37 protein-coding genes are annotated in these 25384 nt (G+C 63.6%); 3 read left to right on the forward strand and 34 right to left on the reverse strand.

Features of this window, described 5'->3' with window-relative positions; translation table 11 throughout:
• Positions 1 to 18: 18 nt before the first annotated feature.
• The 10 genes from QM801_RS08685 to QM801_RS08730 form a co-directional block, all read right to left on the reverse strand.
• Complete coding sequence (locus QM801_RS08685; RefSeq protein ID WP_415018815.1) at positions 19 to 804, reverse strand: hypothetical protein; 786 nt, start codon at positions 802 to 804, stop codon at positions 19 to 21.
• 75 nt (positions 805 to 879) lie between these two features.
• Positions 880 to 1338: a hypothetical protein gene (locus QM801_RS08690; protein WP_415018816.1), complete on the reverse strand. Its 459-nt coding sequence runs from the start codon at positions 1336 to 1338 to the stop codon at positions 880 to 882.
• A gap of 126 nt (positions 1339 to 1464) precedes the next feature.
• On the reverse strand, positions 1465 to 2997 hold the full coding sequence (locus QM801_RS08695) for an acyl-CoA carboxylase subunit beta (RefSeq protein ID WP_415020906.1): 1533 nt from the start codon (positions 2995 to 2997) through the stop codon (positions 1465 to 1467).
• Between the two features lie 54 nt (positions 2998 to 3051).
• Entirely contained in the window at positions 3052 to 3399 is a 348-nt protein-coding gene (locus QM801_RS08700) for a nitrile hydratase accessory protein (protein WP_415018817.1), read from the reverse strand.
• Positions 3386 to 4039, reverse strand: coding sequence for a nitrile hydratase subunit beta (gene nthB / locus QM801_RS08705; RefSeq protein WP_415018818.1), 654 nt, complete (start codon positions 4037 to 4039; stop codon positions 3386 to 3388). Before nthB ends, QM801_RS08700 begins: the two co-directional genes overlap by 14 nt.
• Positions 4036 to 4656, reverse strand: a complete 621-nt coding sequence (nthA, locus tag QM801_RS08710; protein ID WP_415018819.1) for a nitrile hydratase subunit alpha — start codon at positions 4654 to 4656, stop codon at positions 4036 to 4038. The genes nthB and nthA overlap by 4 nt, the downstream gene beginning before the upstream one ends.
• 53 nt (positions 4657 to 4709) lie before the next feature.
• Positions 4710 to 5030, reverse strand: a complete 321-nt coding sequence (locus tag QM801_RS08715) for a hypothetical protein (RefSeq protein WP_415018820.1) — start codon at positions 5028 to 5030, stop codon at positions 4710 to 4712.
• A gap of 87 nt (positions 5031 to 5117) precedes the next feature.
• Positions 5118 to 5876: an ATP12 family chaperone protein gene (locus tag QM801_RS08720; protein ID WP_415018821.1), complete on the reverse strand. Its 759-nt coding sequence runs from the start codon at positions 5874 to 5876 to the stop codon at positions 5118 to 5120.
• Entirely contained in the window at positions 5866 to 6849 is a 984-nt protein-coding gene (locus QM801_RS08725; RefSeq protein ID WP_415018822.1) for an RluA family pseudouridine synthase, read from the reverse strand. Before QM801_RS08725 ends, QM801_RS08720 begins: the two co-directional genes overlap by 11 nt.
• A gap of 46 nt (positions 6850 to 6895) precedes the next feature.
• The gene (locus QM801_RS08730) at positions 6896 to 7909 is read right to left on the reverse strand and encodes a magnesium transporter CorA family protein (RefSeq protein WP_415018823.1); all 1014 of its coding nucleotides are present in this window, start codon (positions 7907 to 7909) and stop codon (positions 6896 to 6898) included.
• Between the two features lie 86 nt (positions 7910 to 7995).
• On the opposite strand from QM801_RS08730, the gene trmFO reads away from it, so the two are divergent.
• The gene (gene trmFO, locus QM801_RS08735) at positions 7996 to 9384 is read left to right on the forward strand and encodes a methylenetetrahydrofolate--tRNA-(uracil(54)-C(5))-methyltransferase (FADH(2)-oxidizing) TrmFO (RefSeq protein WP_415018824.1); all 1389 of its coding nucleotides are present in this window, start codon (positions 7996 to 7998) and stop codon (positions 9382 to 9384) included.
• Entirely contained in the window at positions 9381 to 9800 is a 420-nt protein-coding gene (locus tag QM801_RS08740; RefSeq protein ID WP_415018825.1) for an HIT family protein, read from the forward strand. Before trmFO ends, QM801_RS08740 begins: the two co-directional genes overlap by 4 nt.
• Here QM801_RS08740 and QM801_RS08745 read toward each other — a convergent pair whose 3' ends face one another.
• The 3 genes from QM801_RS08745 to QM801_RS08755 are packed head-to-tail and all read right to left on the reverse strand — an operon-like array spanning position 9801 to position 12990.
• Positions 9801 to 11108 carry a replication-associated recombination protein A gene (locus QM801_RS08745; protein ID WP_415018826.1) on the reverse strand — a complete coding sequence of 436 codons (1308 nt, stop codon included), beginning with the start codon at positions 11106 to 11108 and terminating at the stop codon, positions 9801 to 9803.
• Positions 11108 to 12505, reverse strand: coding sequence for a DegQ family serine endoprotease (locus QM801_RS08750; protein WP_415018827.1), 1398 nt, complete (start codon positions 12503 to 12505; stop codon positions 11108 to 11110). Before QM801_RS08750 ends, QM801_RS08745 begins: the two co-directional genes overlap by 1 nt.
• 53 nt (positions 12506 to 12558) lie before the next feature.
• Positions 12559 to 12990: an Lrp/AsnC family transcriptional regulator gene (locus QM801_RS08755; RefSeq protein ID WP_415018828.1), complete on the reverse strand. Its 432-nt coding sequence runs from the start codon at positions 12988 to 12990 to the stop codon at positions 12559 to 12561.
• A 121-nt stretch (positions 12991 to 13111) separates the two neighbouring features.
• Here QM801_RS08755 and QM801_RS08760 point away from each other — a divergent pair, with 121 nt between their 5' ends.
• Positions 13112 to 14302: a type III PLP-dependent enzyme gene (locus tag QM801_RS08760; protein ID WP_415018829.1), complete on the forward strand. Its 1191-nt coding sequence runs from the start codon at positions 13112 to 13114 to the stop codon at positions 14300 to 14302.
• An 82-nt stretch (positions 14303 to 14384) separates the two neighbouring features.
• On the opposite strand, the gene rplQ is transcribed toward QM801_RS08760, so the two are convergent.
• From rplQ to rplV, 21 genes are all read right to left on the reverse strand, one after another.
• Positions 14385 to 14813 (reverse strand): 50S ribosomal protein L17, encoded by a 429-nt coding sequence (rplQ, locus tag QM801_RS08765; protein ID WP_415018830.1) that lies wholly within the window; start codon positions 14811 to 14813, stop codon positions 14385 to 14387.
• A 54-nt stretch (positions 14814 to 14867) separates the two neighbouring features.
• Positions 14868 to 15890 carry a DNA-directed RNA polymerase subunit alpha gene (locus tag QM801_RS08770; protein WP_415018831.1) on the reverse strand — a complete coding sequence of 341 codons (1023 nt, stop codon included), beginning with the start codon at positions 15888 to 15890 and terminating at the stop codon, positions 14868 to 14870.
• 104 nt (positions 15891 to 15994) lie between these two features.
• Positions 15995 to 16393, reverse strand: a complete 399-nt coding sequence (rpsK, locus tag QM801_RS08775) for a 30S ribosomal protein S11 (RefSeq protein WP_415018832.1) — start codon at positions 16391 to 16393, stop codon at positions 15995 to 15997.
• A gap of 12 nt (positions 16394 to 16405) precedes the next feature.
• Positions 16406 to 16774 carry a 30S ribosomal protein S13 gene (gene rpsM / locus QM801_RS08780; protein ID WP_415018833.1) on the reverse strand — a complete coding sequence of 123 codons (369 nt, stop codon included), beginning with the start codon at positions 16772 to 16774 and terminating at the stop codon, positions 16406 to 16408.
• Positions 16775 to 16980: 206 nt separating this feature from the next.
• Complete coding sequence (locus tag QM801_RS08785) at positions 16981 to 17637, reverse strand: adenylate kinase (RefSeq protein ID WP_415018834.1); 657 nt, start codon at positions 17635 to 17637, stop codon at positions 16981 to 16983.
• Entirely contained in the window at positions 17634 to 18965 is a 1332-nt protein-coding gene (gene secY / locus QM801_RS08790; protein WP_415018835.1) for a preprotein translocase subunit SecY, read from the reverse strand. The genes QM801_RS08785 and secY overlap by 4 nt, the downstream gene beginning before the upstream one ends.
• A 57-nt stretch (positions 18966 to 19022) precedes the next feature.
• Positions 19023 to 19508, reverse strand: a complete 486-nt coding sequence (gene rplO, locus QM801_RS08795; RefSeq protein ID WP_415018836.1) for a 50S ribosomal protein L15 — start codon at positions 19506 to 19508, stop codon at positions 19023 to 19025.
• A gap of 12 nt (positions 19509 to 19520) precedes the next feature.
• Positions 19521 to 19715: a 50S ribosomal protein L30 gene (gene rpmD / locus QM801_RS08800; protein WP_415018837.1), complete on the reverse strand. Its 195-nt coding sequence runs from the start codon at positions 19713 to 19715 to the stop codon at positions 19521 to 19523.
• A gap of 17 nt (positions 19716 to 19732) precedes the next feature.
• Positions 19733 to 20305, reverse strand: a complete 573-nt coding sequence (gene rpsE / locus QM801_RS08805; RefSeq protein ID WP_415018838.1) for a 30S ribosomal protein S5 — start codon at positions 20303 to 20305, stop codon at positions 19733 to 19735.
• Between the two features lie 16 nt (positions 20306 to 20321).
• Positions 20322 to 20681 (reverse strand): 50S ribosomal protein L18, encoded by a 360-nt coding sequence (rplR, locus tag QM801_RS08810; protein ID WP_415018839.1) that lies wholly within the window; start codon positions 20679 to 20681, stop codon positions 20322 to 20324.
• 12 nt (positions 20682 to 20693) lie between these two features.
• Complete coding sequence (gene rplF, locus QM801_RS08815) at positions 20694 to 21227, reverse strand: 50S ribosomal protein L6 (protein ID WP_415018840.1); 534 nt, start codon at positions 21225 to 21227, stop codon at positions 20694 to 20696.
• An 11-nt stretch (positions 21228 to 21238) separates the two neighbouring features.
• Entirely contained in the window at positions 21239 to 21634 is a 396-nt protein-coding gene (gene rpsH, locus QM801_RS08820; RefSeq protein ID WP_415020907.1) for a 30S ribosomal protein S8, read from the reverse strand.
• A gap of 21 nt (positions 21635 to 21655) precedes the next feature.
• Positions 21656 to 21961 carry a 30S ribosomal protein S14 gene (gene rpsN / locus QM801_RS08825; RefSeq protein ID WP_415018841.1) on the reverse strand — a complete coding sequence of 102 codons (306 nt, stop codon included), beginning with the start codon at positions 21959 to 21961 and terminating at the stop codon, positions 21656 to 21658.
• A gap of 18 nt (positions 21962 to 21979) precedes the next feature.
• Entirely contained in the window at positions 21980 to 22669 is a 690-nt protein-coding gene (rplE, locus tag QM801_RS08830; protein ID WP_415018842.1) for a 50S ribosomal protein L5, read from the reverse strand.
• Entirely contained in the window at positions 22662 to 22985 is a 324-nt protein-coding gene (gene rplX, locus QM801_RS08835) for a 50S ribosomal protein L24 (RefSeq protein WP_415018843.1), read from the reverse strand. Before rplX ends, rplE begins: the two co-directional genes overlap by 8 nt.
• Position 22986: 1 nt before the next feature.
• A complete protein-coding gene (gene rplN / locus QM801_RS08840) occupies positions 22987 to 23355 on the reverse strand; it encodes a 50S ribosomal protein L14 (RefSeq protein ID WP_415018844.1) in 369 nt (122 codons plus the stop codon).
• A gap of 17 nt (positions 23356 to 23372) precedes the next feature.
• The gene (gene rpsQ, locus QM801_RS08845) at positions 23373 to 23621 is read right to left on the reverse strand and encodes a 30S ribosomal protein S17 (RefSeq protein ID WP_415018845.1); all 249 of its coding nucleotides are present in this window, start codon (positions 23619 to 23621) and stop codon (positions 23373 to 23375) included.
• A gap of 15 nt (positions 23622 to 23636) precedes the next feature.
• Positions 23637 to 23831: a 50S ribosomal protein L29 gene (gene rpmC / locus QM801_RS08850; RefSeq protein ID WP_415018846.1), complete on the reverse strand. Its 195-nt coding sequence runs from the start codon at positions 23829 to 23831 to the stop codon at positions 23637 to 23639.
• 15 nt (positions 23832 to 23846) lie between these two features.
• The gene (rplP, locus tag QM801_RS08855) at positions 23847 to 24260 is read right to left on the reverse strand and encodes a 50S ribosomal protein L16 (protein ID WP_415018847.1); all 414 of its coding nucleotides are present in this window, start codon (positions 24258 to 24260) and stop codon (positions 23847 to 23849) included.
• 16 nt (positions 24261 to 24276) lie between these two features.
• The gene (gene rpsC, locus QM801_RS08860) at positions 24277 to 24990 is read right to left on the reverse strand and encodes a 30S ribosomal protein S3 (protein WP_415018848.1); all 714 of its coding nucleotides are present in this window, start codon (positions 24988 to 24990) and stop codon (positions 24277 to 24279) included.
• Positions 24990 to 25382: a 50S ribosomal protein L22 gene (gene rplV / locus QM801_RS08865; protein ID WP_415018849.1), complete on the reverse strand. Its 393-nt coding sequence runs from the start codon at positions 25380 to 25382 to the stop codon at positions 24990 to 24992. The genes rpsC and rplV overlap by 1 nt, the downstream gene beginning before the upstream one ends.
• Positions 25383 to 25384: the final 2 nt, after the last annotated feature.

Consider the following 25384-nt stretch of genomic DNA (forward strand, 5'->3'; position numbering starts at 1 on the left):
ATCGGACCGAGAGAAAAATTAGAAATCCCGGTTCTCGATGAAGAAGCCGTAGAGGCTGGTGAGCAGCGTCACGCCCGCAATGGTGCCAAGCCAGTTGAACATCATCTGGATCGCAAGCGTCAGGAACAGCGCGACCGAGAGCCCGGTCAACTGCAGCACATAGCCGATGGCGAGCAGCACGATCCCCATGCCGATCAGCGTCAGCACGAAAAGCAGCGCGAGGCCGAAGAGCTGCCAGGTGTTGCCCTGCGTCTTGGCCCAGGCCTCCTTGAGGGTGAAGTCGGTCCGTTCCAGCGCAATGGCGGGCAGCTTCACGCTCAGACGGTAGAAAGCCGACACGCCGAAGATGATCGCCGCGACATAGATCGGAATGGAGATGAGCGCGCCCGCATGCTGCAGGGCCGCTACAAGCACGCCCACCAGAAGGCCGACAGGCAGGAAGCCCAGAATGAGGATCAGGAAGATCAGCAGCGTGTTGCCGAAGTAGCGCCACACCGTGTTGTCGGCGCGAAGCCGCGCCAGCCCCTGCGGCACTTCATCGAGCAGGATGTAGCGGTGCCAGCTCACCGCAATCGATGCGAAGGCAAAGAGCGTCAGCAAGCCGACGATGAGGCCGATGGCGAGTGCGGTGCCGGAAGGCTCGGTCGCCGCCGGGTCCATGCTGAAGCCGGAGAGCTGCGCAAAGATGTTGAGCGGAATGATCGCCACCATCCACGGCCAGCTCAGCCTCCAGGCGAAACCCGCGTTGTTGATGGTCGAGCGCACGACATGCCCGAAGGCCGCCGTCACGGGCAAAGTCCGCATTCTGGTCTCCTTGCGAATCCGTGACCGTTTTCACCCGTCAGGGAGTTGCGTGCAAGGCCTCAGCGGAAGGTACGATCAGAGGAGTGAGACGTAGGATTCGACCGTCGGATCTTCGAAGGTGATGCGGAGGTCGGCGCCGTCCGGGCGGTTGGTACCGACAAGATTGATGCGGCGGCCCGTCACCATGTCGGTGGCGGTGACGACCACGTCGGCGCCCGCGAAATTGTCCATGGCGGCAGTGCGGTCATCGACGGCAAAGCCCTTCGACTCCAGATTCTTCTTGAGCCAGTTCACCTCGGCGGTGCCGTTGCTGGGAAGGTTGTAGAGGATCGTGCCGAAGGCCGCCTCCTCACCCGCCTGCCCCGAATACTCGATGCTGCTGATGAACGGCCGCGACGGCAGGTCAAGCCATGCCGGCACAACGATGTCGCTTGCGGCGCTCACGTGCTGCACCTGTGTCGTGTTCTTCAAGGCTGCCGGGCCCGATACGGCCAGCGCCAAAACAGCCCCAACTGCCAATACTGCAATCTTCATGGCACATCTCCCATGGGCAGTATGGTATGTGAAGCAGATGAAGGCCCCGTTCAGGAAACCCGTAAGATTTTACGGAGCTCCGCCAAGGTTGCAGGCCGCTGGATATTTATTCGGAAGAACAATCGCTTAGAGCGGGATGTTATCGTGTTTCTTCCACGGGTTATCGAGCTTCTTGGCGCGCAGCATGTCGAGCGCTCTCGCCACGCGCCGGCGGGTCGAGTGCGGCATGATCACGTCATCGAGGAAACCACGTTCCGCCGCCACGAAGGGATTGGCGAAGCGGTTCTCGTAGTCCTTGATGCGGGCCGCGATCTTCTCCTTGTCGCCTAGTTCGGCGCGGTAGATGATTTCGGCTGCCCCCTTCGAACCCATCACCGCGATCTCGGCGGTGGGCCAGGCATAGTTGATGTCGCCGCGCAGGTGCTTTGAGGCCATCACGACATAGGCACCGCCATAGGCCTTGCGGGTGATGATGGTGATCTTGGGGACGGTTGCTTCCGCATAGGCGAAGAGCAGCTTGGCGCCGTGCTTGATGAGGCCGCCATATTCCTGAGCGGTGCCGGGCAGGAAGCCCGGCACGTCCACGAACGAAATGACCGGAATGTTGAAGCAGTCACAGAAGCGCACGAAGCGGGCGCCCTTGCGGCCCGCATCGGAGTCGAGCACGCCCGCCAGCACCATGGGCTGGTTGGCGACGATCCCCACCGTGCGGCCCTTGATGCGGGCAAAGCCGGTGATGATGTTGCGGGCATGCGCTTCCTGGATTTCGAAGAAGTCGCCCTCGTCCACCGTCTTGAGGATCAGTTCCTTCATGTCATAGGGCTGGTTCGGGTTCGCCGGGATCAGCGTGTCGAGGCTGCTCACCACCTCTTCCGCACTGTCGAGCTGCGGCAGCACCGGAACCTCCGCCGTGTTCGACGACGGCAGAAAGTCGATCAGGCGGCGCATCTGCAGAAGCGCCTCCACGTCGTTGTCGAAGGCGCGGTCGGCGATCGAGGACTTGGTGGTGTGCACCGAAGCGCCGCCGAGCTCTTCCGCCGTCACGGTTTCGTTGGTGACGGTCTTCACCACGTCGGGCCCGGTCACGAACATGTAGCTCGTGTCGCGCACCATGAAGATGAAATCGGTCATGGCGGGGGAGTAAACGTCGCCGCCCGCGCACGGCCCCATGATCACGGAAATCTGCGGGATGACGCCGGAGGCGAGCACGTTCCGCTGGAACACCTCGCCGTAGCCCGCCAGCGCGTCGACACCTTCCTGGATGCGGGCGCCGCCGGCATCGAAGAGGCCGATGATGGGCGCCCGGTTGCGGAGCGCCATGTCCTGCAGCTTGGTGATCTTGCGCGCATGGGTCTCGGAGAGCGAGCCGCCGAAGACGGTGAAGTCCTTGGCGAAGACATAGACGACGCGGCCATTGACCGTGCCCCATCCCGTCACCACGCCGTCGCCCGGAATGCGGGTGTCGGCCATGCCGAAGTCGGTGGCGCGGTGTTCGACGTAGATGTCGAACTCCTCGAAGGAATTGCTGTCGAGCAGCAGTTCGATCCTTTCCCGCGCAGTCAGCTTGCCGCGGGCGTGCTGGGCCTCGACGCGCTTGGTTCCGCCGCCTGCCCTGGCATTGGCGCGGCGCTGTTCCAGCTTCTCAAGGATTTCCTGCATCATCTGCTCCGAGGTGGTGTGTGGGCGGACCTTAAGCAGCCCCGCCCGGCAGGGTCAAACTGGCGAAAAGTCAAAGGAGGGTCCGGGCGTCTTTCCGGCATTTTCCAGCAGGATGGGCTGGCCATGGGGCGTGGCCTTGGCGGCCCGGTCCCAGGCGGCGATCCGGGCGATGCGTTCGGGCCCGGTCATGGCGCCATGGCATTCCGAGATTCGCTCCAGCGCCGCGAGCCAGGACTCGTAATAGGGCCGCTCCGGCTCACGGGCGAGTTCTGCGCCAAGGGTCGCCGCCCATTCGTTCCAAGTGAAGAGACCCGCTTCGTTGAGCTTCACGGCGAGCGCGAAGACCTGCGCCTCCCAGGGTGCGCTGAAAGGCTTTTCCACCTTGGGCTCAGCGGCGGACAAGATAGGGCTCCCAGAGGTCGAGGCACATGCTGTCGGGCGATTCCGTGCCCCAGAGTTCCTTCGCTGTGAAGCGCACGGTGTAGAGCCAGCGCGGGTCTTCGCCCTGCCCCATGCCGTTCGAATCCGGGAAGACATGGCAGCCGCGCACCGCCTCGATCACGCCGTTCTTCTCCATGGCATAGGCCGGAAGGCGCGTGTGGCCCGGCGTCTCGTTGCGGATAGTGCGCACGGTGTCACCCACCGCAAAGGCCGCAGGGGCCTTTGCCTCGCGGGCATAGGGCCAGCCCTTGGACAGTGTCGCCTTCACGTTCTCGGCCTTCAGAACGCGGGGCGGCGGCTTCGGCGGATCGACCGCGTGACCCGCCTCGAGATCGCGCTCCGTCACCATGCCGCGCTCGGCAAGAAGCTCGGTGAGCGCCGTGAGCCAGATGTCGTAGTAGTTTGCCGTCCAGTAGAAGCTTGGTGGCAGCTGTTCCCGTTTGTGGCGGCCCTGGTCGCCTGTCCACGTGCCGGTGGCACCCATGGCAACCGTGAAGCCCAGCACGCGGCGTTCCCAGCCGGCGTGGAAAACAGGTTCATCCTTCTCCGGATTGATGGGGCCGAAGCCGGGCCGTCCGCCCAGGTCCTGTGCGCCGATCATTGTGCAGCCCTCGCAAGACCGGTGCCGATCATCGAGTCGCGGGTGACGAGACCGGCGAGTTTCTCCTCGCTCCAGCGCTCGGTGCCCTTGGGGCGCTGCGGCACCACCAGGTAGCGCATCTCGGCGGTCGAATCCCACACCCGCACTTCGGTGGTTGCGGGCAGCGTCAGGCCGAATTCGGCGAGCACGGCGCGCGGCTCCTTGATGGCGCGGGCGCGATAGGGCGGCGCCTTGTACCAGACGGGCGGCAGGCCCAGCACCGTCCACGGGTAGCAGGAGCACAGGGTGCAGACGACCATGTTGTGCAGCGTGTCGGTGTTGAAGAGCGCCGCCATGTGCTCGCCCTGGCGGCCGGAATAGCCCAGCGAAGCGATGGCTGCCGTGGCGTCCTGCTTGAGCCAGTCGGCGAAGGCCGGATCGCTCCACGCCATGGCGACGACGCGCGCCCCGCGGTGCGGGCCGATCTCCGTCTCGTAGGTCTGGATGATGGCATCGACGGCAGCGGGATCAACATAGCCCTTCTCAACGAGAATGGACTCGAGTGCCCTCACCCGGAGTTCTATGGGCGAAAGCTCGCTGTGTTCGGGATGGTCGTGATCGTGGTGGTCATGCGGCATGGGATTAAACTACCCCAAGCCGATGGGCGGCGGAATGCCTATTCCTCAGCCCGTTACTTGGCGCGCGCGATGGTCTTGTCGATTTCACCGGCGGCAGCGCCGCAGAAGCCGGCATTGTCGGCATCGAAGGCGGCCTGCGTGTCGGACCACAGGGCATCGAGCGCGCCCTGATCAAGGCCGCTCTTCTGCTCGGTGCGCTGCACGGCATCGCCCAATGCGCTTTCCTTGGCCGGATCCAGCCCCAGGTTGCACTTGGCGGCGGCAACGCCCGCCTTGTAGGCCGAGACGAGGTCGGGCGGGGCCGACTGGGCCAGAACCGCGCCTGCGGTCAGCAGCGTGGCAACGGAAAGGGCAGCGATGAGCTTCAGGTTCATGGAAAGGGTCCGTCCTTGTTGCCGGGCTTCTTGGGCTGCGATCATGACCGAGATATGGCGCATCCCCGGGCCAATTCAAGCCTGTGGTTAACCGGCGAGCAGGTCCAGCATGCCGGTGAGCGCGTCATGGTCCATGCGGCGGGCGGCGCGGCGGGCCATGGCCTCGTCGTCAGTCCCCCATTCGGCGATCTGGTAGTCCTCGTCCACATGGGCGGCGGCCCAGCCCTGCTCCGGGCTGGCGCGGCCCGCCACCAGCATCAGGGAGAGAAGGGCCGATCCGGTGAGCGTGGTGAGGTTGTAAAGCACCGTCAGCCGGAAGGGATCGAGGGCGGCAGCGGCGGCCCTGGCCGCGGCGGTAGCGTGCGCATCCTGCGCCACGTGGACAATGCCGGTTGCCGTCCTGAAGGTGGCACCCAGATGCGTGGCGGCATCGGCGATGACCGGGTTCCAATGCAGCGCCTGCATGTCCACCAGCGCGGGCGGCTTGTCGGCCCGGTAGCAGACGAGATCGGAGCCCGCATATTTTTCGAAATCGGAGAGCACAGAGTCGCGCTCCGATACCGCCCGGTCGATCGCCGTGTTGGCATATTTGGTGAGCGGCATGAGACCGGGATTGATCACCTGCTCCTGCGCCTGCCACTCCTGCGCAATCGCTTCCGCAAGCTTGCGGGTGGGCAGCACAAGCCGCGCCTTCATCGGCGTCTTCACGGCGCGGCCATCGAGCAGGATCTCGTTCTCCGGGCCAATACTTGCGGTGGCATAGAAGCGCTTCGGCAAGGGCCGCTCGTAGCGGTCCTTCATCAGGCGGCGCATGCGCTCGTCGTCGCTCTCGGTCTCACTCGTCATCGCGGTCAAATCGCTTGGGATCAAAGCCGAAGATCTTGAAGGTGGCGAGCATGTGCTCGGGCAACGGCGCCGTCACGTCAACGGTTCCGCCGCGCGGATGCGGGAAGACGAGGCGCCGGGCGTGGAGATGAAGCCGGTTCTCCACACCGTCCGGCAAGTCACTGTCGCCATTGTATTTGTTGTCGCCATAAATGGGCGTGCCCAGGTGGTCCATGTGGGCGCGGAGCTGATGCTGTCGTCCGGTCTGCGGACGAAGCGACATCCACGCCGCCACCTTGGCGTGATCGAGCACGTTGTAGTGGGTGACGGCGCGCTGCTCGTCCTCCTCCTCGCCATCGCGGGAGGCGCGCATGCGGTCCCCGTCTTCGCTCTTGGCCTTGACGAGGGCGACGTCGATCCGCCCCTGGTGCGGCACGGGCACGCCCTTCACCACAGCCCAATAGGTCTTCTTGATGTTGCGCGTGGCAAAAAGCTTGCCCAGCGCCGAGGCCACGGCCCGGCGCTTCGCCACCACGATGACGCCCGAGGTATCGCGGTCGAGGCGGTGCACCAGCAGCGGACGCTCGCCCTTCTCGCCGGCGAGGCCCATCAGCAGGCCGTCGAGATGACGGTGGGTCTTGGTGCCGCCCTGCACCGCAAAGCCCGAGGGCTTGTTGAGGACATAGAGGTCCTTGTCCTCGTGGATGATCATCGAGTCGAAGAAGCGGCGCTCCTCCTTCGAGAGCGGCTTCACGTCGCCCTTGGGCTGATCGGCGGGCCGCGTGTCGAAGGCAAGCGGCGGCACGCGGATTTCCTGGCCCTGCACCAGGCGCGTGTTGGTCTTGCAGCGCCCTGCTCCCACGCGCACCTGCCCGGTGCGGGTGAGCTTGTTGAGATAGGCGAAGGTCACCTGCGGGAAATGCACCTTGAACCAGCGGTCGAGGCGCATGCCGTCTTCATCGGCGGAGACCACGTGGCGCTTCACTTCAGCCATCAGGTGCGCTCCGGCTGATGTGTCGCGCCCTCATGCGGGCGAGACATCAGAGCCAGCCCTTCCGCTTGAAATAGACCCACGGCAGGATAGCGGAGAAGGCCATGAGGAAGATCGCCCACGGGTAGCCAAAGGCGAAATCCAGCTCGGGCATGAACTTGAAATTCATGCCGTAGACCGAGGCCACAAGGGTGGGCGGCATGAACACCATGGAGGCCACGGTAAAGATCTTGATGATGCCGTTCTGCTCGATCGAGATCATGCCCAGCACCGCATCCAGCAGGAAGCTGATCTTGCCCGAGAGGAAGCTCGAGTGATCGGTGAGCGAGACGATATCGCGCTGCAGAATCTTGATGCGGGCGCGGTTCTCTTTCATTTCCTTGGTGAGCTTGGTCTGGTCGATGATCGCCTGCATGTAGGCCACCATGCGCCCGATGGAGACCAGGCTTTCGCGCATCTTCGAGGTGAAGTCGCCTTCCTCGCCAACCTTGCCCAGCAGCTCCTCGAGGTTCTTCGGCTTCTTGCGGCGGCGCACACCCTTGCGGGCCGGGCGCTGCACGAAGGAGGTGTCGAAGACCTGCTTCGAGGTATCGTCGACGATGGCGCCGACGCGCTCGAGATGATCGGCGGCGCGGTCAACCACGGCTTCGAGCAGGCTGATCAACACACCCCAGCCGGTCATGGATGTGGCCTGGGGTTTCATCGCCTGCTTGATGTAGACCGGGAAGGCCTGCGGGTGATGATAGCGGATGGTGATGAGCTGGTTGCCCTTGATGATGAAGGTGACCGGGCTCGATTCCGGACGGTCTTCCTCGCCGCGGCGGATCAGGTTGGCGGTCATGAAGGCAGCGCCGTCTTCCTGGTAGAGTCGGCTCGAAGCCTCGATCTCTTCCAGTTCGCCACGGGTCGGGATGTCGATCCCCATGGCCGCTTCCACGTCCTTTTCCTCTTCCGAGGAAGGCTCCACCATGTCGATCCAGACAGCCTGCTGCAGCACCGCCAGCGCCTGTTCGCGCGGGTGTTCGATGAGGCATCCGTTCTCTGTTCCGTAGACCGACAGCATGAAGCCTGCCTACACCTCCAATATAAAAAGGCAAGCCCCGGAAGACGCGGGTTTTCCATTGTCCGCGAGTGTGATACCCGGTCCTCATGTTAACTCCTGTTCATGTGATCGGCGGCGGTATGGCGGGCTCGGAAGCGGCCTGGGCCATCGCCAATGCCGGCGTCCCCGTGGTGCTGCACGAAATGCGCCCCATGGTTAAGACCGATGCCCATAAAAGCGACGGGCTCGCCGAGCTTGTCTGCTCCAACTCCTTCCGCAGCGACGACAAGGACCAGAATGCGGTGGGCCTGCTGCACGAGGAAATGCGCCTCGCCGGATCGCTGGTGATGGCGGTTGCCGCCCGCCATCAGGTACCGGCCGGTGGCGCCCTTGCCGTGGACCGGGACGGCTTTTCGGAGGAGGTTACGCGGCTCATCTCGGCCCATCCGCTCATCACCATCGACCGCGGCGAAGTGGCCGGCCTGCCGCCCGCCGACTGGGACAAGGTGATCATCGCCACCGGCCCCCTCACCTCGTCTGCCCTCGCCGAGGCCGTCCGCAAGCTCACGGGTGAGGAGGACCTCGCCTTCTTCGATGCCATCGCCCCCATCGTTCACCGCGAGAGCATCAACATGGAGGTGGCCTGGTTCCAGTCCCGCTACGACAAGGTGGGGCCCGGCGGCACCGGCAAGGACTACATCAACTGCCCCATGGACAAGGCCCAGTACGACGCCTTCATCCGGGCCCTCAACGAGGGCGAGAAGGGCGACTTCAAGGAATGGGAGAAATCCACCCCCTATTTCGATGGCTGCCTGCCCATCGAGGTGATGGCCGAACGCGGCCCCGAGACGCTGCGCCACGGCCCCATGAAGCCCATGGGCCTCACCAATGCCCATAATCCCACGGTGAAGGCCTACGCGGTCGTGCAGCTGCGCCAGGACAATGCGCTGGGCACGCTCTACAACATGGTCGGCTTCCAGACGAAGCTGAAGTATGCCGAGCAGGTGCGGGTCTTCCGCACCATCCCCGGGCTCGAGAATGCCGAGTTTGCCCGGCTGGGTGGCCTCCACCGCAACACCTTCCTGAACTCGCCCAAGGTGCTGGATGGCCTGATGCGCCTCAAGGCCGATCCCCGCCTCCGCTTTGCCGGCCAGATCACCGGCGTCGAAGGCTATGTGGAAAGCGCCGCCATGGGCATCATGGCGGGCCGCATGGCCGCTGCCGAGAGCAAGGGCGAGGCCTTCACCGTGCCGCCGCCCACCACTGCCCACGGCGCCCTCATTGCCCACATCACCGGCGGGCATCTGGTGACGACCGACGGTCCGCGCTCGTCCTTCCAGCCCATGAACGTGAACTTCGGGCTTTTTCCTCCGCCCACGGATTATTCGACCAAGGGCCTCAAGCATTCAGAGAAGGGTGTCGCCCGCAAGCGCGCCTATACCTCTCGGGCCCTCAAGGATTTCAGCGACTGGCTCGCCAACGGGAGAACCTCATGACCGCCTACGATCCCAACAACATCTTCGGCAAGATCCTCCGGGGTGAAATCCCCTCTCACAAGATCTACGAGGACGAGCACGCCTACGCCTTCATGGACGTGATGCCGATGGTGGATGGCCATTGCCTCGTCATCCCCAAGCGCGGCTCGCGCAATCTGCTGGATGCCGATCCGGCGGTGCTGGCGAAACTGATCGCCACGGTGCAGAAGGTGGCGAAGGCGGCGGTGAAGGGCATGGGCGCCGAGGGCTGCCAGATCCGCCAGTATAACGAGGCGCCTGCGGGGCAGACCGTCTTCCACCTGCACTTCCACATCCTGCCGCTCAAGACGGGCGACAGCGTGAAGCCCCATGTGGGCGGCATGGCCGAACAGGCGGTGCTGGCGCGCCATGCGGAAATGATCCGCGCCGCCTTCTGATCAACCGCGTTCTTTCCGCAGCTTGGCCCAGTAGTCGAGACGCTTCTTCAACTCACGCTCGAAACCCCGCTCCACGGGATCGTAGAAGCGCTGGCGCGGCATGGCATCGGGGAAATAGTTCTGGCCCGAGAAGGCATCGGGTTCATCGTGGTCGTAGCGGTAACCCGCGCCATAGTCCTGCTGCTTCATCATCTTGGTGGGCGCGTTCAGGATGATCTTGGGCGGCATCAGCGAGCCCGTCTCCTTGGCCCGCGCCATGGCCGACTTGAAGGCGGTGTAGAGCGCATTCGATTTGGGCGCGCTGGCGATGTAGACACAGGCCTGTGCGAGGGCCAGTTCGCCCTCGGGTGAGCCCAGGAATTCATAGGTGTCCTTGGCAGCGAGCGCCTGTGTCACGGCCTCAGGATCGGCCAGCCCCACGTCCTCGTTCGCCATCCGCACCAGCCGGCGCGCGATGAACAGCGGGTCTTCGCCTGCCGTCAGCATGCGGGCGAGATAGTAAAGCGCGGCATCGGGATCGGATCCCCGCACCGACTTGTGGAGCGCCGAGATCAGGTTGTAGTGGCCATCCGCCGCCTTGTCGTAGAGCGGCAGGCGCTTGGCAACGATCTTGCCCAGCGCTTCTGCGCCGATGGCGGGCGTTCCTTCCGGCACGCCGGCAAAGACCTCCTCCACCAGATTGAGGAAATAGCGGCCGTCACCGTCGGCCATGGTGATGAGCGCGGTGCGCGCCTCGCCATCGAGCGGCAGGGCGCGGCGCTCGAACACCTCGGCCCGGCGGATCAGCGCCTCCAGCGCCTCCTCGCTCAAACGGTTGAGCACCAGCACCTGACAGCGTGAGAGAAGCGCACCGTTCAACTCGAACGAAGGGTTCTCCGTGGTGGCGCCCACCAGCGTGATCGTGCCGTCCTCGACGAAGGGCAGGAAGCTGTCCTGCTGGGATTTGTTGAAGCGGTGGATTTCATCGACGAAGAGCAGCGTGGAGCGTCCCTGCTCGCGCCGCATGCGGGCCTGGTCAAAGGCCTTCTTCAGATCGGCAACGCCGGAGAAGATGGCCGACATCTGTTCGAAGACGAGCCCGGTTTCACCCGCCAGCAGCCGCGCCATGGTGGTCTTGCCCGTGCCGGGCGGCCCCCACAGGATGATCGAGGGAATGCGCCCTGCCGCCAGCATGCGGGTGAGCGTGCCGTCCGGACCAACAAGATGGTCCTGCCCCACGACGTCCGAGAGCTTCTGCGGACGCAGGCGGTCGGCGAGAGGGCGCGGGCCCTCGCGCGTCACACCGCCCGCATCGAAGAGATTGCTCATCAGCGCAGGCGGATGTTGAGCTGCTTGCCGTCGCGCCCGATGCCGATCGACCAGCTCGACGGCTGCTGGGCCAGCGCATCGCGCAGGTCCTGCACCTTGGTGATCTCGCTGCGGTTCACGAAGAGCAGAAGGTCGCCCTTCTTGAAGAAACGCTGGGCCGGGCCATTGCCCACTGCCGTGATGACGACACCTTCAGACTCGGCGCTCATGCCCACTTCCTCGGCGACGGCGGGCGAGAGGTTCTCGACCGTGATGCCATCGAAGGGCGAATTCGCCTTGACGTCCCAAGGGTCGCGCGGCGTGGTTTCGGGCGCCGCCACGAGGTCGATGCGGGCCTCGAACTCCTGGTCGCCACGGCGGTAATCCACGATGCGGCGCTCGCCGATCTTGCCTGTGCCGATGCGGAAGCCGAATTCCTGGGCGCTCTCGATGGCGCGGCCTTCAAGGCCGATGAGAACGTCGCCGCGCTTCAGGCCAGCGGCGGCGAGCGGGCTCTTCGGATGGAGCTTGGCGATGAGTGCGCCTTCCGGCCGGGCGAGACCCAGGCTGTCGGCAAGGTCGGGCGTCACGTCCTGCAATTGCACGCCAAGCCACGGACGGTGGATCTTGCCGTCACCGGACTCCGCACTGTCCACCACGGTCTGCACCATGTTCGAGGGAATGGAGAAGCCGATGCCCACCGAGCCGCCGGTCTTCGAGAAGATGGCGGTGTTGATGCCCACAAGCTCGCCCTGCATGTTCACAAGCGCGCCACCCGAGTTGCCGGGGTTGATGGCGGCATCGGTCTGGATGAAGAACTGGTAGTCGGTTACGCCGACGCGCGTCCGGGCGAGTGCCGAGACGATGCCGCTCGTCACCGTCTGGCCGACGCCGAAGGGATTGCCGATGGCGAGCACGAGGTCGCCCACTTCGAGGTCATCGGAATTGGCGAAGGGAAGTGCGGCAAGTCGCTCGCCCTTCATGTCGATCTTGAGCACGGCAAGGTCGGTGCGTTCGTCCGCAAGCAGCACCTTGGCTTCGAATTCACGCTTGTCCGGCAACACCACCCGCAGTTCCGTGGCGCCCGCGACAACGTGGTTGTTGGTGACGATGGTGCCCGAAGGGTCGACGATCACGCCGGAGCCCAGGGAATTCTGCACCCGCTCGCGCGGGCGCCCGAAGCTGCCATTGTCGCCGAAGAAGCGGCGGAAGAAGGGATCGGCGAACATGTCGGTTTCGCGCTGGGCCACAAGCGTCTTGGCGTATACGTTCACCACCGCGGGTGCCGCCCGCTTCACCACGGGGGCGAAGGAGAGCGTGACCTCGGCCCGCGAATGCGGTGCCTGCTTCGCCGTCTGGGCGAAGCCGGGAGCTGAGGCGAGAACCGCGATGAGAAGTGCCGTGATGATGCGAAGCATTGAAATGTGTCCGTCCTTGAAAGTCAGTGCCGCCTGCGTTGGGCCGGCCGGGGTTATCTGCGATCCAGTTTTGTTGACAAGATGACCGATGTTTCCACATCCGTCACGCCCGCAAGCTGCGTCATCTGGTCTATGAGGCGATCAATCTCCTCCGCCGAGAGGGCACGGACCACCGCTACATAGTCGAACTTGCCGCTGACGGCATAAAGCGTTTCCACCTGCGGAATGCGGGAGACGGCGCGGGCCACGTCCGGCTGCTTCTTGGGCTCGACGCCGAGCGAAATCATCGCCGCCAGCCCTGCCGCGCGGGATTCGCTGCCGAGCTTCACCGCGTAGCCGGAGATGGTGCCGTTCTCCTCCAGCCGCCGCAGCCGGTCCTGCACGGTGGTGCGCGACAGGCCGAGCTTGCGGGCGAGCGAGGCCACCGGCTCGCGGGCATTGAGCCGCAGCAGGCCGAGCAGTTCATCGTCCTTTGCCGTGGTCATTTCTTCACTCCGCCGAAACTTTCGTCATTATGACGCTCCATCCGGCACTTGGCAACACATTGCCGTCTTTCAGCCGTCGCATTCCCTAGCCATCTTCCGGCATCACCCCGGAGGGAATCACATGTCTGCAGCCACCGTCATCACCCCCAAGTTCGCCGCGCACAATGGTTATGAAACCGCCGGTGATGTCGCCGTCGCCCTGCAGCCGGATGAGCCGGTGTTCTGCTTTTCCGCCACGGAACTGAAGTCCCGGGCGCAGCAGTTCCTCGCCCTCTTCCCGGGCCTCGTCACCTATGCGGTGAAGTGCAATCCCTCGCGTGAGGTCCTCGCCACCCTGGCCGAGGCTGGCATCTCCACCTGGGACGTGGCGAGCGTGCATGAAATGGCTGCCGTTCACGCGGTGCAGCCCAAGGCCCGCTTCCACTATCACAACCCGGTCAAGTCGCGCCGCGAGATCAGCGACGCCTATGGCACCTATGGCTGCCGCCGCTTCGTCGTGGACTGCCGCGAAGAGCTGCAGAAGATCCACGAGGTGATCGGCAAGGACGCCACCGTCGAGATTTCCGTGCGCCTCGTGCTGCCGCGCGACCGCGGCTCGTCGGCCCACGATTTCTCCACAAAGTTCGGCGCACCCGAGCACACCTGCGTCGAGCTGCTGCAGCAAGTGGTGGCGCTGGGCTACATCCCGCTTCTCACCTTCCATCCCGGCTCGCAGAGCAAGGAACCGCAGGTCTATGTGCGCCACATCGAGGCCGCCGCCCGCATTGCCAAGCAGGCCGGCGTCGAGATCGGCACGCTGAACGTGGGCGGCGGCTTCCCCGCCAACTATGAGCTTTCGACCGCGCCCGAGCCTGAAGTGTTCTTCCGTGCCATCGAGAACGCCGTCGTCCGCACCTTCGGCGCCAACCGCCCGAAGCTCGAGTGCGAGCCCGGCCGCGGCCTTGTCGCCACCTGCATGTCGCTCCTCACCCGTGTGAAGCTCGTCTGCACCGATGGCGATGACATCTTCATCAACGACGGCGTCTATGGCGGCCTGATGGAATACATGCAGGCGCCCGATCTCCGCCCGCCCTTCCGCGTGCTGCGCGACGGCAAGGAGATCGAAGGCCACGCCAAGTCCTGGAAGGTCTTCGGCCCCACCTGCGACCCGCTGGACGTGCTGCCGCACCGCCTCGACCTGTTCGAAGCGATTGCAGAGGGTGACTACATCGAGTTCGGCACGGTGGGTGCCTATGGCCTTGCCACCGCCACCCGCTTCAACGGCTATGGCGAGCACAAGATCGTCGCCGTGGAGCACGTGCTGGAAATGTAAGGGCGCCGGCGAAAGCCACACCCCACAAGCAAAAAGGCGGGCCCGATGGACCCGCCTTTTTCATGTCTCGATGGAAGGCCGCTTATGCAGCGGCTTCAGCCGGTGCTTCTTCCTTGACCTGCTTCGGGCCCGAATCCTTGCCCTTCTCGTTCACGTCGCGGTCGACGAACTCGATCACGGCCACGGGGGCGTTGTCGCCATAGCGGAAGCCGGCCTTCATGATGCGGAGGTAGCCGCCGTTGCGGTCCTTGTAACGGGCTGCCAGCACGTCGAAGAGCTTCTTGACCTGCGCTTCGTCCTTGATCTGCGAGATGGCCTGTCGGCGGGCATGGAGGCCGCCCTTCTTGGCCAGCGTCACGAGCTTCTCGACGATCGGACGGAGGTCCTTCGCCTTGGGCAGCGTGGTGACGATCTGCTCGTGCTTGATCAGCGAAGCCGACATGTTGGCGAACATGGCGTTCCGGTGTTCCGTCGTACGGCTGAAGCGGCGGCCGCTAAATCCATGACGCATTTTCTATCTCCTTCAACACGAGGGCGGGCGGCGAAGCGCCCCTGCCCTTCAAAATCAGTAATGGGTCTCGAGCTTCTTTGCGAGCTCTTCGATGTTCTCAGGCGGCCAGTTCGAGACTTCCATGCCGAGATGGAGACCCATCTGGGCAAGGACTTCCTTGATCTCGTTCAGCGACTTGCGGCCGAAGTTCGGCGTGCGCAGCATTTCTGCTTCGGTCTTCTGGATGAGATCGCCGATGTAGACGATGTTGTCGTTCTTCAGGCAGTTGGCCGAACGCACCGAGAGTTCGAGCTCGTCCACCTTCTTGAGAAGCGCTGCATTGAACGGCAGCTCCGAACGCTGCTCCTCGACCACGTGCTGGACGGGTTCCGAGAAGTTGATGAACACCGAGATCTGGTCCTGCAGGATGCGCGCGGCATAGGCCACGGCGTCTTCCGGCGTCACCGAGCCATTGGTTTCAACGGTCATGATCAGCTTGTCGTAGTCCAGCACCTGGCCTTCGCGGGTGGCTTCCACGCGGTAGGAGACCTTACGCACGGGCGAGTAGATCGAGTCCACCGGGATCAGGCCGATCGGCGCATCCTCGGGGCGGTTCTTCTCGGCCGGCACGTAGCCCTTGCCGGTGTTGACCGTGAACTCCATGCGCAGTTCCGCGCCCTGGTCGAGGGTGCAGATCACGTGCTCGGGGTTCAGGATTTGGATGTCGGCGGTCTGCTGGATGTCGCCGGCGCGCACCACGCCCGGGCCTTCCTTGCGGAGCGAGATCCGCTTGGGGCCTTCCGCGTGCATGGCGAAAGCAATTTCCTTGATGTTGAGGACGATGTCCGTCACGTCCTCACGCACGCCGGCGATGGACGAGAATTCGTGCAGAACGCCGTCGATGTGAACCGACGTCACGGCAGCGCCCTGAAGCGAAGACAGCAGGATGCGGCGCAGCGCGTTGCCCAGGGTCGTGCCAAATCCGCGCTCCAGCGGTTCGGCGACGATGGTCGCGACGCGGCGCTTGTCCTTGCCGGACTGGATGTCGATCTTGCTGGGGCGGATGAGTTCCTGCCAGTTCTTCTGATTGACCTGCATGTTCATGTTCCCAAGAGCCTCCGGCAGGCGCGTATTCGCCTGCCACTTCAATTCCGTCAGTGACCGGAGAAGGTTCCCCGGTCCAAGTTCAGTTCACGAGGCCGTTAGACGCGGCGGCGCTTCGGCGGGCGGCAGCCGTTGTGCGGAATCGGCGTCACGTCGCGGATCGAGGTGACCTGCAGACCGGCGGCCTGGAGGGCGCGGAGAGCCGATTCACGACCCGAACCCGGACCGCAGACTTCCACTTCAACCGTGCGCATTCCGTGTTCCATGGCGGCGCGGGCAACCTGTTCGCCAGCCACCTGGGCCGCGTATGGGGTCGACTTGCGCGAGCCCTTGAAACCAAGCTTGCCGGCCGAGGCCCAGGCAATGGTGTTGCCCTGCACGTCGGTGATGGTGATCATGGTGTTGTTGAACGAGGAGTTCACATGAACGACGCCAGACGAGACGTTCTTGCGTTCCTTGCGCTTGCCGCCACGGGCTGCTGCTGCTTCCTTAGCCATTGATCAAATGCCTCACTTCTTCTTGCCGGCAATCGGCTTGGCCGGACCCTTGCGGGTGCGGGCGTTGGTGTGTGTGCGCTGGCCACGGACCGGCAGACCCTTGCGATGGCGCATGCCACGATAGGTGCCGAGGTCGGTGAGGCGCTTGATGTTGATCGCCACTTCGCGGCGGAGGTCACCCTCCACCGTGTAGTCGCGGTCGATGATTTCGCGGATCGCCAGCACTTCGGCGTCAGACAACTCGTTGACGCGCTTGGAGGCCGGAATCTTGACCTCGTTGCAGATGATCTTGGCATTCACCGGGCCGATGCCGTGAATGTAACGCAGCGCGATTTCAACGCGCTTGTTGGTCGGAATGTTGACGCCTGCAATACGGGCCACTGGTAGTCTCCCAATCAATTCAAAGGCTTAAAGCCAAAACTGGTGTCTTCGGGTCAACGCACGGCGGGTCAGTTCCGCACGATTTCCCAAACGTGTGAGGCCGCGTCCGGAGGAGGAAATCCCCCAAACGAGCCCCAATTAAAGCTGGAATTGGGTGTCCATAGGGGTGAATCGCCTAGGCGTCAACCCCATGGAAGGCCCGAAAATCAGCCCTTTACTTTCTTCAGCACCGCACCGATCGCCTCGGTCACCCGGGCGATGTCGGCCATGCCGTCGATCACATGCAGATTGCCCTTTCCGGCGTAGTACTCAACCAGAGGTGCAGTCTGTTTGTTGTAAACCTGAAGACGGTCACGGACCGTCTTTTCGTTGTCGTCCGGACGGCGGGTGAACTCGGTTCCCCCGCACACGTCACAGGTCCCGGCCTTCTTGGTCGGGGCGAATTTGTCGTGATAGCCCTGCCCGCACTTGGCGCAGGTGAAGCGGCCGGCAATGCGCTCGACCAGGGCTTCGTCGTTGACCTTCATCTCGATCACGGCGTTGAGCTTCTGCTTGCGGCCGGCAAGCATGGTGTCGAGGGCGGCAGCCTGGGCCGGGGTGCGCGGGAAGCCGTCGAAGGTCACGCCTTCCTTGATGTCCGGCTTGTCCATGCGGTCGGCCACGATGCCGATGATCACGTCGTCCGAAACCAGGTCGCCCCGGTCCATGATGGCCTTGGCCTTCAACCCGACCTCGGTGCCCGCGGCGATGGCCGCGCGCAGCATGTCGCCGGTCGAGAGCTGCTTCAGGCCATGCATCTCTTCGAGGATCTTGGCCTGGGTGCCCTTGCCCGCGCCGGGCGGGCCCAAAAGGATGATGTTCATTTCTTCTTGCTCCGCAGAGATGCCTTCTCAAGGAGCTTGCCATATTGCTGGGCCAGCATGTGTCCCTGCAATTGGGCAACAGTATCAAGCGTGACGCTGACGACGATCAGCAGCGAGGTACCGCCGAAGTAGAACGGGATGCCGGAATAGCCCACGAGGAATTCCGGGATGAGACAGATGAAGACCAGATAGGCCGCACCGATCACCGTGAGGCGGGTGAGGATCCAGTCGAGATACTCTGCGGTCTTCTCGCCCGGACGGATGCCGAGGATGAAGCCGCCGGACTTCTTCAGGTTCTCCGCCGTTTCCTTCGGATTGAACATGATCGAGGTCTGGAAGAAGCTGAAGAACACGATCAGGGCCGCGAACAGCACAAGATAGAGCGGGCGGCCGTGGCCGAGGAGTGCCGTCACCTGGTTCAGCCATTCCGGGCCCTTGCCGGCCGAGAAGTTGGCCACCGTGATCGGGAGCAGAAGCAACGACGACGCGAAGATCGGCGGGATGACGCCCGAGGTGTTGATCTTGATCGGCAGATGCGAGGATTCCGCCTGGGTCATCTTCATGCCGACCTGGCGCTTCGGATACTGGATCAGAAGGCGGCGCTGGGCGCGCTCCACGAGCACGATGAAGGCGATGACGGCGAAGGCCATGACCATGATCGCGAGGATGAGGAAGAAGGACATCTGTCCGGTGCGCCCGAGTTCCAGCATGGCGGCGAGCGCATGCGGCAGGTTGGCCACGATGCCCGCGAAGATGATGAGCGACACACCGTTGCCGATGCCGCGCGAGGTGATCTGTTCGCCGAGCCACATGAGGAACAGCGTGCCGCCGGTGAGCGTGATCACCGTGGAGGCGCGGAAGAACATGCCGGGATCGGTGACGATCGACCCCTGCCCCTCAAGCCCCACGGCAATGCCGTAGGCCTGCATGGCGGCCAGAAGGACGGTGAAGTAGCGGGTGTACTGATTGATCTTCTTGCGGCCCGATTCACCCTCCTTCTTGAGGGCTTCCAGCGTCGGCGAGACGCTGGTCATCAGCTGGATGATGATCGAGGCCGAGATGTAGGGCATCACGTTCAGCGCGAAGATGGCCATGCGGCCAAGCGCACCGCCAGCCAGGCTGTTCATCCAGCCCAGGATGCCGGCGGAGTTCTGCTGTGCGAACTGCTCGAGCGCGATCGAATCGATGCCCGGCATCGGAATGTAGGAGCCGAGGCGGTAGACGATCAGGGCGCCAAGGGTAAACCAGATGCGGTTCTTCAGTTCCTGGGAATTCGCCAGGGCGCTGAAGCTCATGTTCGCAGCCAGCTGTTCTGCCATTGATGCCATGGTCGTGCTCCACCTTCCGCTGCAAAGCCCGTTATGTGGGCCTTGAAGCGCAGTCTATCAAGCCTGCTTGGCTTCCGGTGCGGGACGCAGGATCTTCACGCTGCCGCCCGCCTTTTCAACGGCGGCGATGGCGCCCTTCGTGGCGTAGTAGACCTCGAAGGAAAGCTTGGCCGTGAACTTCTCCTTGCCGATGAGGCGGACACCGCCCTCTTCCAGCTTGGAGATGACGCCGGCGGCGAGAAGCGCAGCCGCCGTGACCGGAGCCTTGCCATCAAGCTTCTTGGAGTCGACGGCAACCTGCACGCGGGCAAGGTTCACTTCGTTGTATTCCACCGGGTTCGGCTTGTTGAAGCCGCGCTTCGGCAGACGGCGGTAGATGGGCATCTGGCCGCCTTCGAAACCGGCCTTTGCGCCGCCCTTACGAGCGGTCTGGCCCTTGCCGCCACGGCCGGCCGTCTTGCCAAGGCCGGAGCCAATGCCACGGCCCACGCGGGTGCGCGTCTTGCGGGCGCCCTTGTTGTCGGAGATCTGGTTCAGCTTCATCGCGGTTGTTCCTTATTCCACCACGCGCACGAGATGCGCGACCTTGGCGATCATGCCGCGCACTGCAGGCGTGTCCTGCAGCGTCGAGGTACGGCGGATCTTGTTGAGACCAAGCCCGATCAGCGTCTTCGTCTGAATCGACGGCTTGCGGTTGGCGCTTGCCACCTGCTCAACGGTGATCGTCTTGCCTGCGTCTTTCTTGGCCATGGCTTTCACGTCCTGTCTTATTCGGCTACGGCAGCGGCGTCACCGCCACGGCGCAGCACTTCGGCAACCTTCTTGCCACGGCGGTTGGCCACCATGCGCGGAGAGGTCTGCTTCTTCAGTGCGTCGATCGTCGCGCGCACCATGTTGTAGGGGTTCGAGGAGCCGGTGGACTTGGCGACGACGTCGGCCATGCCCAGGCTTTCGAAGACGGCGCGCATCGGGCCGCCGGCGATGATGCCGGTGCCGGGAGGAGCCGTGCGGAGCGTGACCTTGCCTGCGCCCCAACGTCCGTTGACGTCATGATGCAGGGTGCGGCCTTCGCGCAGCGGCACGCGGATCAGCGCGCGCTTGGCACCTTCGGTCGCCTTGCGGACGGCTTCCGGCACTTCACGCGCCTTGCCGTGACCGAAGCCGACGCGGCCCTTCTGGTCGCCGACGACAACGAGTGCAGCGAAGCCGAAGCGCTTACCGCCCTTCACCACCTTCGCCACGCGGTTGATGTGGACGAGCTTGTCGATGAACTCGCTGTCCTTCTCCTCGCGATCGGCGCGGTCCTTGCGCTCACCGCGTTCGGCACGTTCCTTTGCCATGTGTGCTCCGCTATCCTTAGAAATTCAGGCCGCCAGAACGGGCGGCATCGGCGAGCGCCTTGATGCGCCCATGGTAGATGTAGCCGCCACGATCAAAGACGACGTCCTTGATGCCGGCCTTGATGGCGCGCTCGGCAATGCTCTTGCCGATGGCTTCGGCGGCAGCCTTGTCGGCTCCCGTCTTCTTGCCCGCCTTGAAATCCTTCTCCAGGGTCGAAGCCGAGGCGATGGTCACGCCCTTCGCGTCATCGATGATCTGGGCATAGATGTTCTTCGAGGACCGGTGCACCGAGAGGCGCGGACGGCCGTTGAGGCGTTCGGCCAGCGCCTTGCGGACGCGGGCCTTGCGCAGAATGAGAGGAGTGACTTTCGCCATGATGCGTGTCCCTTACTTCTTCTTGCCTTCCTTGCGGAAGATCGTTTCGCCGGCGTACTTGATGCCCTTGCCCTTGTAGGGTTCGGGGCCACGCCATTCGCGGATTTCGGCCGCAACCTGGCCGACCTGCTGCTTGTTGATGCCGGTGATCACGATTTCCGTGGGCTTCGGCGTCTTGATCTCGATGCCCGGGGGAATCGGATAGTTGACGTCGTGGCTGTAGCCCAGGTTGAGCTGCAGGCTCTTGCCGGCGACGGCGGCGCGGTAACCCACGCCGTTGATTTCCAGCGACTTGGAGTAGCCTTCCGTCACACCCTTCACCATGTTGGCGACGAGCGTGCGGGACATGCCCCAGGCCGAACGTGCGAGCTTGGTCTGGTTGATCGGGTCCACCTTGACGCCGCCCTGCTCCATCTTGACGAGCACCTGCTCGTTCAAGACTTCCTTGAGCTCGCCCTTGGGGCCCTTCACCGATACGGTCTGGCCGGACACGTTGACAGTGACGCCTGCCGGGACCTGAACTGCTTTCTTGCCGATACGTGACATCGTTCTCTTCCTTAGAAGACCGTGCAGAGCACTTCGCCGCCGACGTTCTGGGCGCGGGCATCGGCATCCGACATCACGCCCTTCGGCGTGGAGAGGATGGAAATGCCCAGGCCGTTGTAAACGGACGGCAGGGTGGTCACTGAAGCATAGACGCGACGGCCCGGCTTCGAGACACGGTGGATTTCCTTGATGACGGGAGCGCCGTCGAAGTACTTCAGCTCGACTTCGATCTCGGACTTGCCGTCCTTGTCGATGGTCGTGAAGCCGCGGATGTAGCCTTCGCGGTGGAGCACTTCGAGCACGCGTTCACGCAGGCGCGACGGCGGCACGGCCACCTTGTTCTTGCCACGCTCCTGGGCGTTGCGGATGCGCGCCAGCATATCGCCGATCGGATCGCTGATGTTCATGGACATGGTCGTGATCCTCTCTTACCAGCTCGACTTGACCATTCCGGGGATCAGACCCTGGTTGGCCAGCTCACGCAGCGCGATACGCGACATCTTGAGTTTGCGGTAGTAGGCGCGGCTGCGGCCAGTCACTTCGCACCGGTTGTGGATGCGGACCTTGGACGAGTTGCGCGGCGTTTCCGCCAGCTTCAGGACAGCGGCGAAGCGCTCTTCCATCGGCGTGTTCTTGTTCTTGATCAGAGCCTTGAGGCGCTTGCGCTTGGCTTCGGCCGACTTGGCCATCTTGCGGCGCTTCTCGTTGCGGTTGATCGAGCTTGTCTTTGCCATGTGGGTAAACTCTCTCCTTTAAGCCGCTTTGCGCTGGCTCTTGCGGAAGGGGAAGTTGAAGGCGGTGAGAAGCGCGCGGGCTTCGTCGTCCGTCTTGGCCGTGGTGCACACGATCACGTCCATGCCCCAGACCCGGTCAATCTTGTCGTAGTCGATCTCCGGGAAAATGATGTGCTCCTTGATGCCCATGGCGTAGTTGCCACGGCCGTCGAAGGAACGGTCCGTCAGGCCGCGGAAGTCACGCACGCGCGGCAAGGCCACGGTGATGAGGCGGTCGAGGAACTCGTACATGCGGGTCTTGCGGAGCGTCACCTTGGTGCCGATCGCGAGGTTCTCGCGGATCTTGAACTGGGCGATGGCCTTGCGCGACTTGGTGAGCACCGGCTTCTGGCCGGCGATCTTTTCCAGTTCGGCAGCGGCGACGTTCACCAGCTTCGAGTCCTGTGTCGCTTCACCAATGCCCATGTTGAGGACGATCTTGGTGATCTTCGGCACTTCCATGACGTTCTTGTAGCCGAACTGCTTGATCAGCTCCGGCTTCACGACGTCATCATAGTACTTGCGCAGGCGCGGAACATAGTTCTCGGGCAGGCCGGCGTTGGCGTTTTCCACGCCAGCCTTCTCGGCCGCCTTCTTGGGCGCCTTCTCAGCCTTGGCAGCAGGCTTTTCAGCCTTGGCCGCCGGCTTGGCTTTCTTTTCCTCAGCCATTGATCGTCTCTCCTGAACGCTTGGCGACGCGGACCTTCTTGCCGTCGGCGAGGGTCTTGTAGCCCACGCGGGTCGGCTTGCCGTCCTTCGGATCGCGCAGCGCGATGTTCGAAATGTGGATCGGCATGCTCTGCTGAACGATGCCGCCTTCCTGGCTCGCCGTCTGCTTGGTGTGGCGCTTGGCGACATTCACACCCGAGACCACGGCGCGGTTTTCGGTAGGAAGAACGCGCAGGACTTCGCCCTGCTTGCCCTTGTCCTTGCCGGCGATGACAACAACCTTGTCACCCTTCTTGATTTTCAGCTTCGCAGCCATGTTAGAGCACCTCCGGTGCGAGCGAGATGATCTTCATCTGGTTCTTGGAGCGCAGTTCGCGGGGAACCGGTCCGAAGATACGCGTGCCGACCGGCTCGCCCTGGGCGTTGATCAGCACGGCGGCGTTGCGGTCGAAGCGGATCGCCGAACCGTCAGCGCGGCGGATGTCCTTGGCGGTGCGCACGACGATGGCCTTCATCACGGCGCCCTTCTTGACGCGGCCGCGCGGAATGGCGTCCTTCACCGACACGACGATGATGTCGCCCACGTCGGCGTAACGGCGCTTGGAGCCGCCGAGCACCTTGATGCACTGAACGCGGCGGGCACCGGAATTGTCGGCAACGTCGAGATTTGTCTCTTGTTGGATCATGGTTTCACCTGTTCAGTTCAAGCCTTGGCCGCGTCGACCTTCTCGACCAGGGTCCAGCGCTTCTGCTTGGACAGAGGCCGGGCCTCCTGGATGCGGACGATCTCGCCAACCTTGGCTTCGTTCTTCTCGTCATGGGCGTGGTACTTCTTCGACACGCGCACGGTCTTCTTGAACACCGGATGGCGGAGGCGGCGTTCCACCTTCACCACGATGGTCTTGTCGTTCTTGTCGCTGACGACCACACCTTGCAGGATGCGCTTGGGCATGTTCTTGCGTCTCTCTTACTTGGCCTTGGCCGATGCGGTCGCCTGGGTCTTGAGACGGGCGATGTCGCGGCGGATCTGGCGGATGCGGTTGGTCTTCTCAAGCTGGCCCGACGCTCTCTGGAAGCGCAGGTTCAGCTGCTCCTTGCGGAGCTTCAGGATTTCGTCCTTGATCTGGTCGGCAGTCAGGGCGCGAACGTCGGACATCTTCATCTCTCGTCCCTCCCCTTATTCGCCCAGACGCGCAACGAAGCGCGTCTTGATGGGCAGCTTGGCGGCGGCAAGGCCGAGGGATTCCTCAGCGACATTGCGCGGCACGCCGTCGATTTCGAACAGCACGCGGCCCGGCTTGACGCGGGCGGCCCAGTATTCCGTCGAACCCTTGCCGGAGCCCATGCGGACTTCGGCAGGCTTCTTCGACACCGGCACGTCCGGGAAGACGCGGATCCAGATGCGGCCGGCGCGCTTCATGCCACGGGCAAGAGCACGGCGGGCGGCTTCGATCTGGCGGGCCGTGAGACGCTCGGGCTCCAGGGCCTTGAGGCCGAAGTTGCCGAAATCAAGCGTGTTGCAGCTCGTGGCGTTGCCGTGGATGCGGCCCTTGTGGGCCTTGCGGTACTTGGTCTTCTTTGGTTGCAGCATGATCTAGCTCGCTGTCTCAGTTGCGCTCTTCGCGGCGCGGAGGACGGCTGCCGCCGCCTTCCTGCAGTTCCGCAAAGCGCTTGTCAGTGGCCATCGGGTCGTGCTCGAGGATCTCGCCCTTGAAGATCCAGACCTTGACGCCGTTGGTGCCGTAGGCCGTGTGGGCCGTGGCAACACCGTAATCAACGTCTGCGCGCAGCGTATGCAGCGGCACGCGGCCTTCACGGTACCATTCGGTACGGGCGATTTCAGCGCCACCCAGGCGGCCGGCGCAGGTGATCTTGATGCCGAGGGCGCCCATGCGCTGAGCCGACTGCACGGCGCGCTTCATCGCACGGCGGAACGCCACGCGGCGCTCGAGCTGCTGGGCGATGTTGTCGGCGACGAGCGTGGCGTCGATCTCGGGCTTGCGCACTTCAACGATGTTGAGGTGCACTTCCGAGCCGGTCATCTCGGCGACCTTCTTGCGGAGCTTCTCGATGTCGGCGCCCTTCTTGCCGATCACCACACCCGGGCGGGCGGAGTAGATCGTCACGCGGCACTTCTTGTGCGGACGCTCGATGAGCACCTTGGAAACGCCAGCCTGCTTCAGCTCGCCCTTCAGGTATTCACGGATCGCCATGTCCTCGTGGAGGAGCTTGCCGTATTCGCGGCTGTTGGCGAACCAGCGGGAATCCCACGTGCGGTTCACGCCCAGGCGCATGCCAATGGGATTGACTTTCTGACCCATTACGCGGCCTCCTTCGCATCGGCGGACACTTCCCGCACAACGATTGTCAGTTCAGAGAAGAATTTGTGGATGTGGCCGACCCGGCCGCGCGCATCCGGGAACCAACGCTTCATCACCAGGTTCTTGCCGGTCCAGGTTTCCGCGACGATCAGCTTGTTGATGTCGAGGTCATGGTTGTTTTCGGCGTTGGCGATGGCGCTTTCCAGCGTCTTCTTCACGTCCTTGGCGATACGGCGCGGCGAGAACTGCAGGTGGGCGAGCGCCTTCTGCACCTTCATGCCGCGAATCTCGGCCGCCACATCATTCAGCTTGCGCGTGTTGATGCGGATCGAACGGGTGGTTGCCTTGGCCTCGTTGGCCGGCAGCGCGCGCTTTGTTTTTGGCTTGCTCATGT

This window comes from Aestuariivirga sp., from assembly GCF_047600585.1.
Taxonomy (GTDB): domain Bacteria; phylum Pseudomonadota; class Alphaproteobacteria; order Rhizobiales; family Aestuariivirgaceae; genus Aestuariivirga.

Excerpts from the sequence above, each read along its gene's own strand:
- trmFO (WP_415018824.1), top strand. The coding sequence starts at position 7,996 with ATGTTAACTCCTGTTCATGTGATCGGCGGCGGTATGGCGGGCTCGGAA.
- nthA (WP_415018819.1), bottom strand. The coding sequence starts at position 4,656 with ATGCCGCATGACCACCACGATCACGACCATCCCGAACACAGCGAGCTT.
- QM801_RS08750 (WP_415018827.1), bottom strand. The coding sequence starts at position 12,505 with ATGCTTCGCATCATCACGGCACTTCTCATCGCGGTTCTCGCCTCAGCT.
- rpmC (WP_415018846.1), bottom strand. The coding sequence starts at position 23,831 with ATGAAGATGTCCGACGTTCGCGCCCTGACTGCCGACCAGATCAAGGAC.
- rplP (WP_415018847.1), bottom strand. The coding sequence starts at position 24,260 with ATGCTGCAACCAAAGAAGACCAAGTACCGCAAGGCCCACAAGGGCCGC.
- rplF (WP_415018840.1), bottom strand. The coding sequence starts at position 21,227 with ATGTCACGTATCGGCAAGAAAGCAGTTCAGGTCCCGGCAGGCGTCACT.
- nthB (WP_415018818.1), bottom strand. The coding sequence starts at position 4,039 with ATGATCGGCGCACAGGACCTGGGCGGACGGCCCGGCTTCGGCCCCATC.
- rpsK (WP_415018832.1), bottom strand. The coding sequence starts at position 16,393 with ATGGCTAAGGAAGCAGCAGCAGCCCGTGGCGGCAAGCGCAAGGAACGC.
- QM801_RS08715 (WP_415018820.1), bottom strand. The coding sequence starts at position 5,030 with ATGAACCTGAAGCTCATCGCTGCCCTTTCCGTTGCCACGCTGCTGACC.
- rpsE (WP_415018838.1), bottom strand. The coding sequence starts at position 20,305 with ATGGCAAAGGAACGTGCCGAACGCGGTGAGCGCAAGGACCGCGCCGAT.
- rplV (WP_415018849.1), bottom strand. The coding sequence starts at position 25,382 with ATGAGCAAGCCAAAAACAAAGCGCGCGCTGCCGGCCAACGAGGCCAAG.
- rplX (WP_415018843.1), bottom strand. The coding sequence starts at position 22,985 with ATGGCTGCGAAGCTGAAAATCAAGAAGGGTGACAAGGTTGTTGTCATC.
- secY (WP_415018835.1), bottom strand. The coding sequence starts at position 18,965 with ATGGCATCAATGGCAGAACAGCTGGCTGCGAACATGAGCTTCAGCGCC.
- QM801_RS08770 (WP_415018831.1), bottom strand. The coding sequence starts at position 15,890 with ATGCAGGTCAATCAGAAGAACTGGCAGGAACTCATCCGCCCCAGCAAG.
- rplR (WP_415018839.1), bottom strand. The coding sequence starts at position 20,681 with ATGGCGAAAGTCACTCCTCTCATTCTGCGCAAGGCCCGCGTCCGCAAG.
- rplE (WP_415018842.1), bottom strand. The coding sequence starts at position 22,669 with ATGGCTGAGGAAAAGAAAGCCAAGCCGGCGGCCAAGGCTGAAAAGCCT.
- rpsQ (WP_415018845.1), bottom strand. The coding sequence starts at position 23,621 with ATGCCCAAGCGCATCCTGCAAGGTGTGGTCGTCAGCGACAAGAACGAC.
- QM801_RS08745 (WP_415018826.1), bottom strand. The coding sequence starts at position 11,108 with ATGAGCAATCTCTTCGATGCGGGCGGTGTGACGCGCGAGGGCCCGCGC.
- QM801_RS08785 (WP_415018834.1), bottom strand. The coding sequence starts at position 17,637 with ATGAACATCATCCTTTTGGGCCCGCCCGGCGCGGGCAAGGGCACCCAG.
- QM801_RS08760 (WP_415018829.1), top strand. The coding sequence starts at position 13,112 with ATGTCTGCAGCCACCGTCATCACCCCCAAGTTCGCCGCGCACAATGGT.
- QM801_RS08740 (WP_415018825.1), top strand. The coding sequence starts at position 9,381 with ATGACCGCCTACGATCCCAACAACATCTTCGGCAAGATCCTCCGGGGT.
- QM801_RS08695 (WP_415020906.1), bottom strand. The coding sequence starts at position 2,997 with ATGCAGGAAATCCTTGAGAAGCTGGAACAGCGCCGCGCCAATGCCAGG.
- rpsN (WP_415018841.1), bottom strand. The coding sequence starts at position 21,961 with ATGGCAAAGACAAGCTCGATCAACCGCAACGAGAAGCGCCGCAAGATG.
- rplQ (WP_415018830.1), bottom strand. The coding sequence starts at position 14,813 with ATGCGTCATGGATTTAGCGGCCGCCGCTTCAGCCGTACGACGGAACAC.
- rpsC (WP_415018848.1), bottom strand. The coding sequence starts at position 24,990 with ATGGGTCAGAAAGTCAATCCCATTGGCATGCGCCTGGGCGTGAACCGC.
- QM801_RS08725 (WP_415018822.1), bottom strand. The coding sequence starts at position 6,849 with ATGGCTGAAGTGAAGCGCCACGTGGTCTCCGCCGATGAAGACGGCATG.
- rplO (WP_415018836.1), bottom strand. The coding sequence starts at position 19,508 with ATGAAGCTGAACCAGATCTCCGACAACAAGGGCGCCCGCAAGACGCGC.
- QM801_RS08685 (WP_415018815.1), bottom strand. The coding sequence starts at position 804 with ATGCGGACTTTGCCCGTGACGGCGGCCTTCGGGCATGTCGTGCGCTCG.
- QM801_RS08690 (WP_415018816.1), bottom strand. The coding sequence starts at position 1,338 with ATGAAGATTGCAGTATTGGCAGTTGGGGCTGTTTTGGCGCTGGCCGTA.
- rpsH (WP_415020907.1), bottom strand. The coding sequence starts at position 21,634 with ATGAACATCAGCGATCCGATCGGCGATATGCTGGCGCGCATCCGCAAC.
- rpmD (WP_415018837.1), bottom strand. The coding sequence starts at position 19,715 with ATGGCCAAGAAAGACGCAGGCAAGACGATCACCGTTGAGCAGGTGGCA.
- QM801_RS08730 (WP_415018823.1), bottom strand. The coding sequence starts at position 7,909 with ATGCTGTCGGTCTACGGAACAGAGAACGGATGCCTCATCGAACACCCG.
- rplN (WP_415018844.1), bottom strand. The coding sequence starts at position 23,355 with ATGATCCAACAAGAGACAAATCTCGACGTTGCCGACAATTCCGGTGCC.
- QM801_RS08720 (WP_415018821.1), bottom strand. The coding sequence starts at position 5,876 with ATGACGAGTGAGACCGAGAGCGACGACGAGCGCATGCGCCGCCTGATG.
- QM801_RS08755 (WP_415018828.1), bottom strand. The coding sequence starts at position 12,990 with ATGACCACGGCAAAGGACGATGAACTGCTCGGCCTGCTGCGGCTCAAT.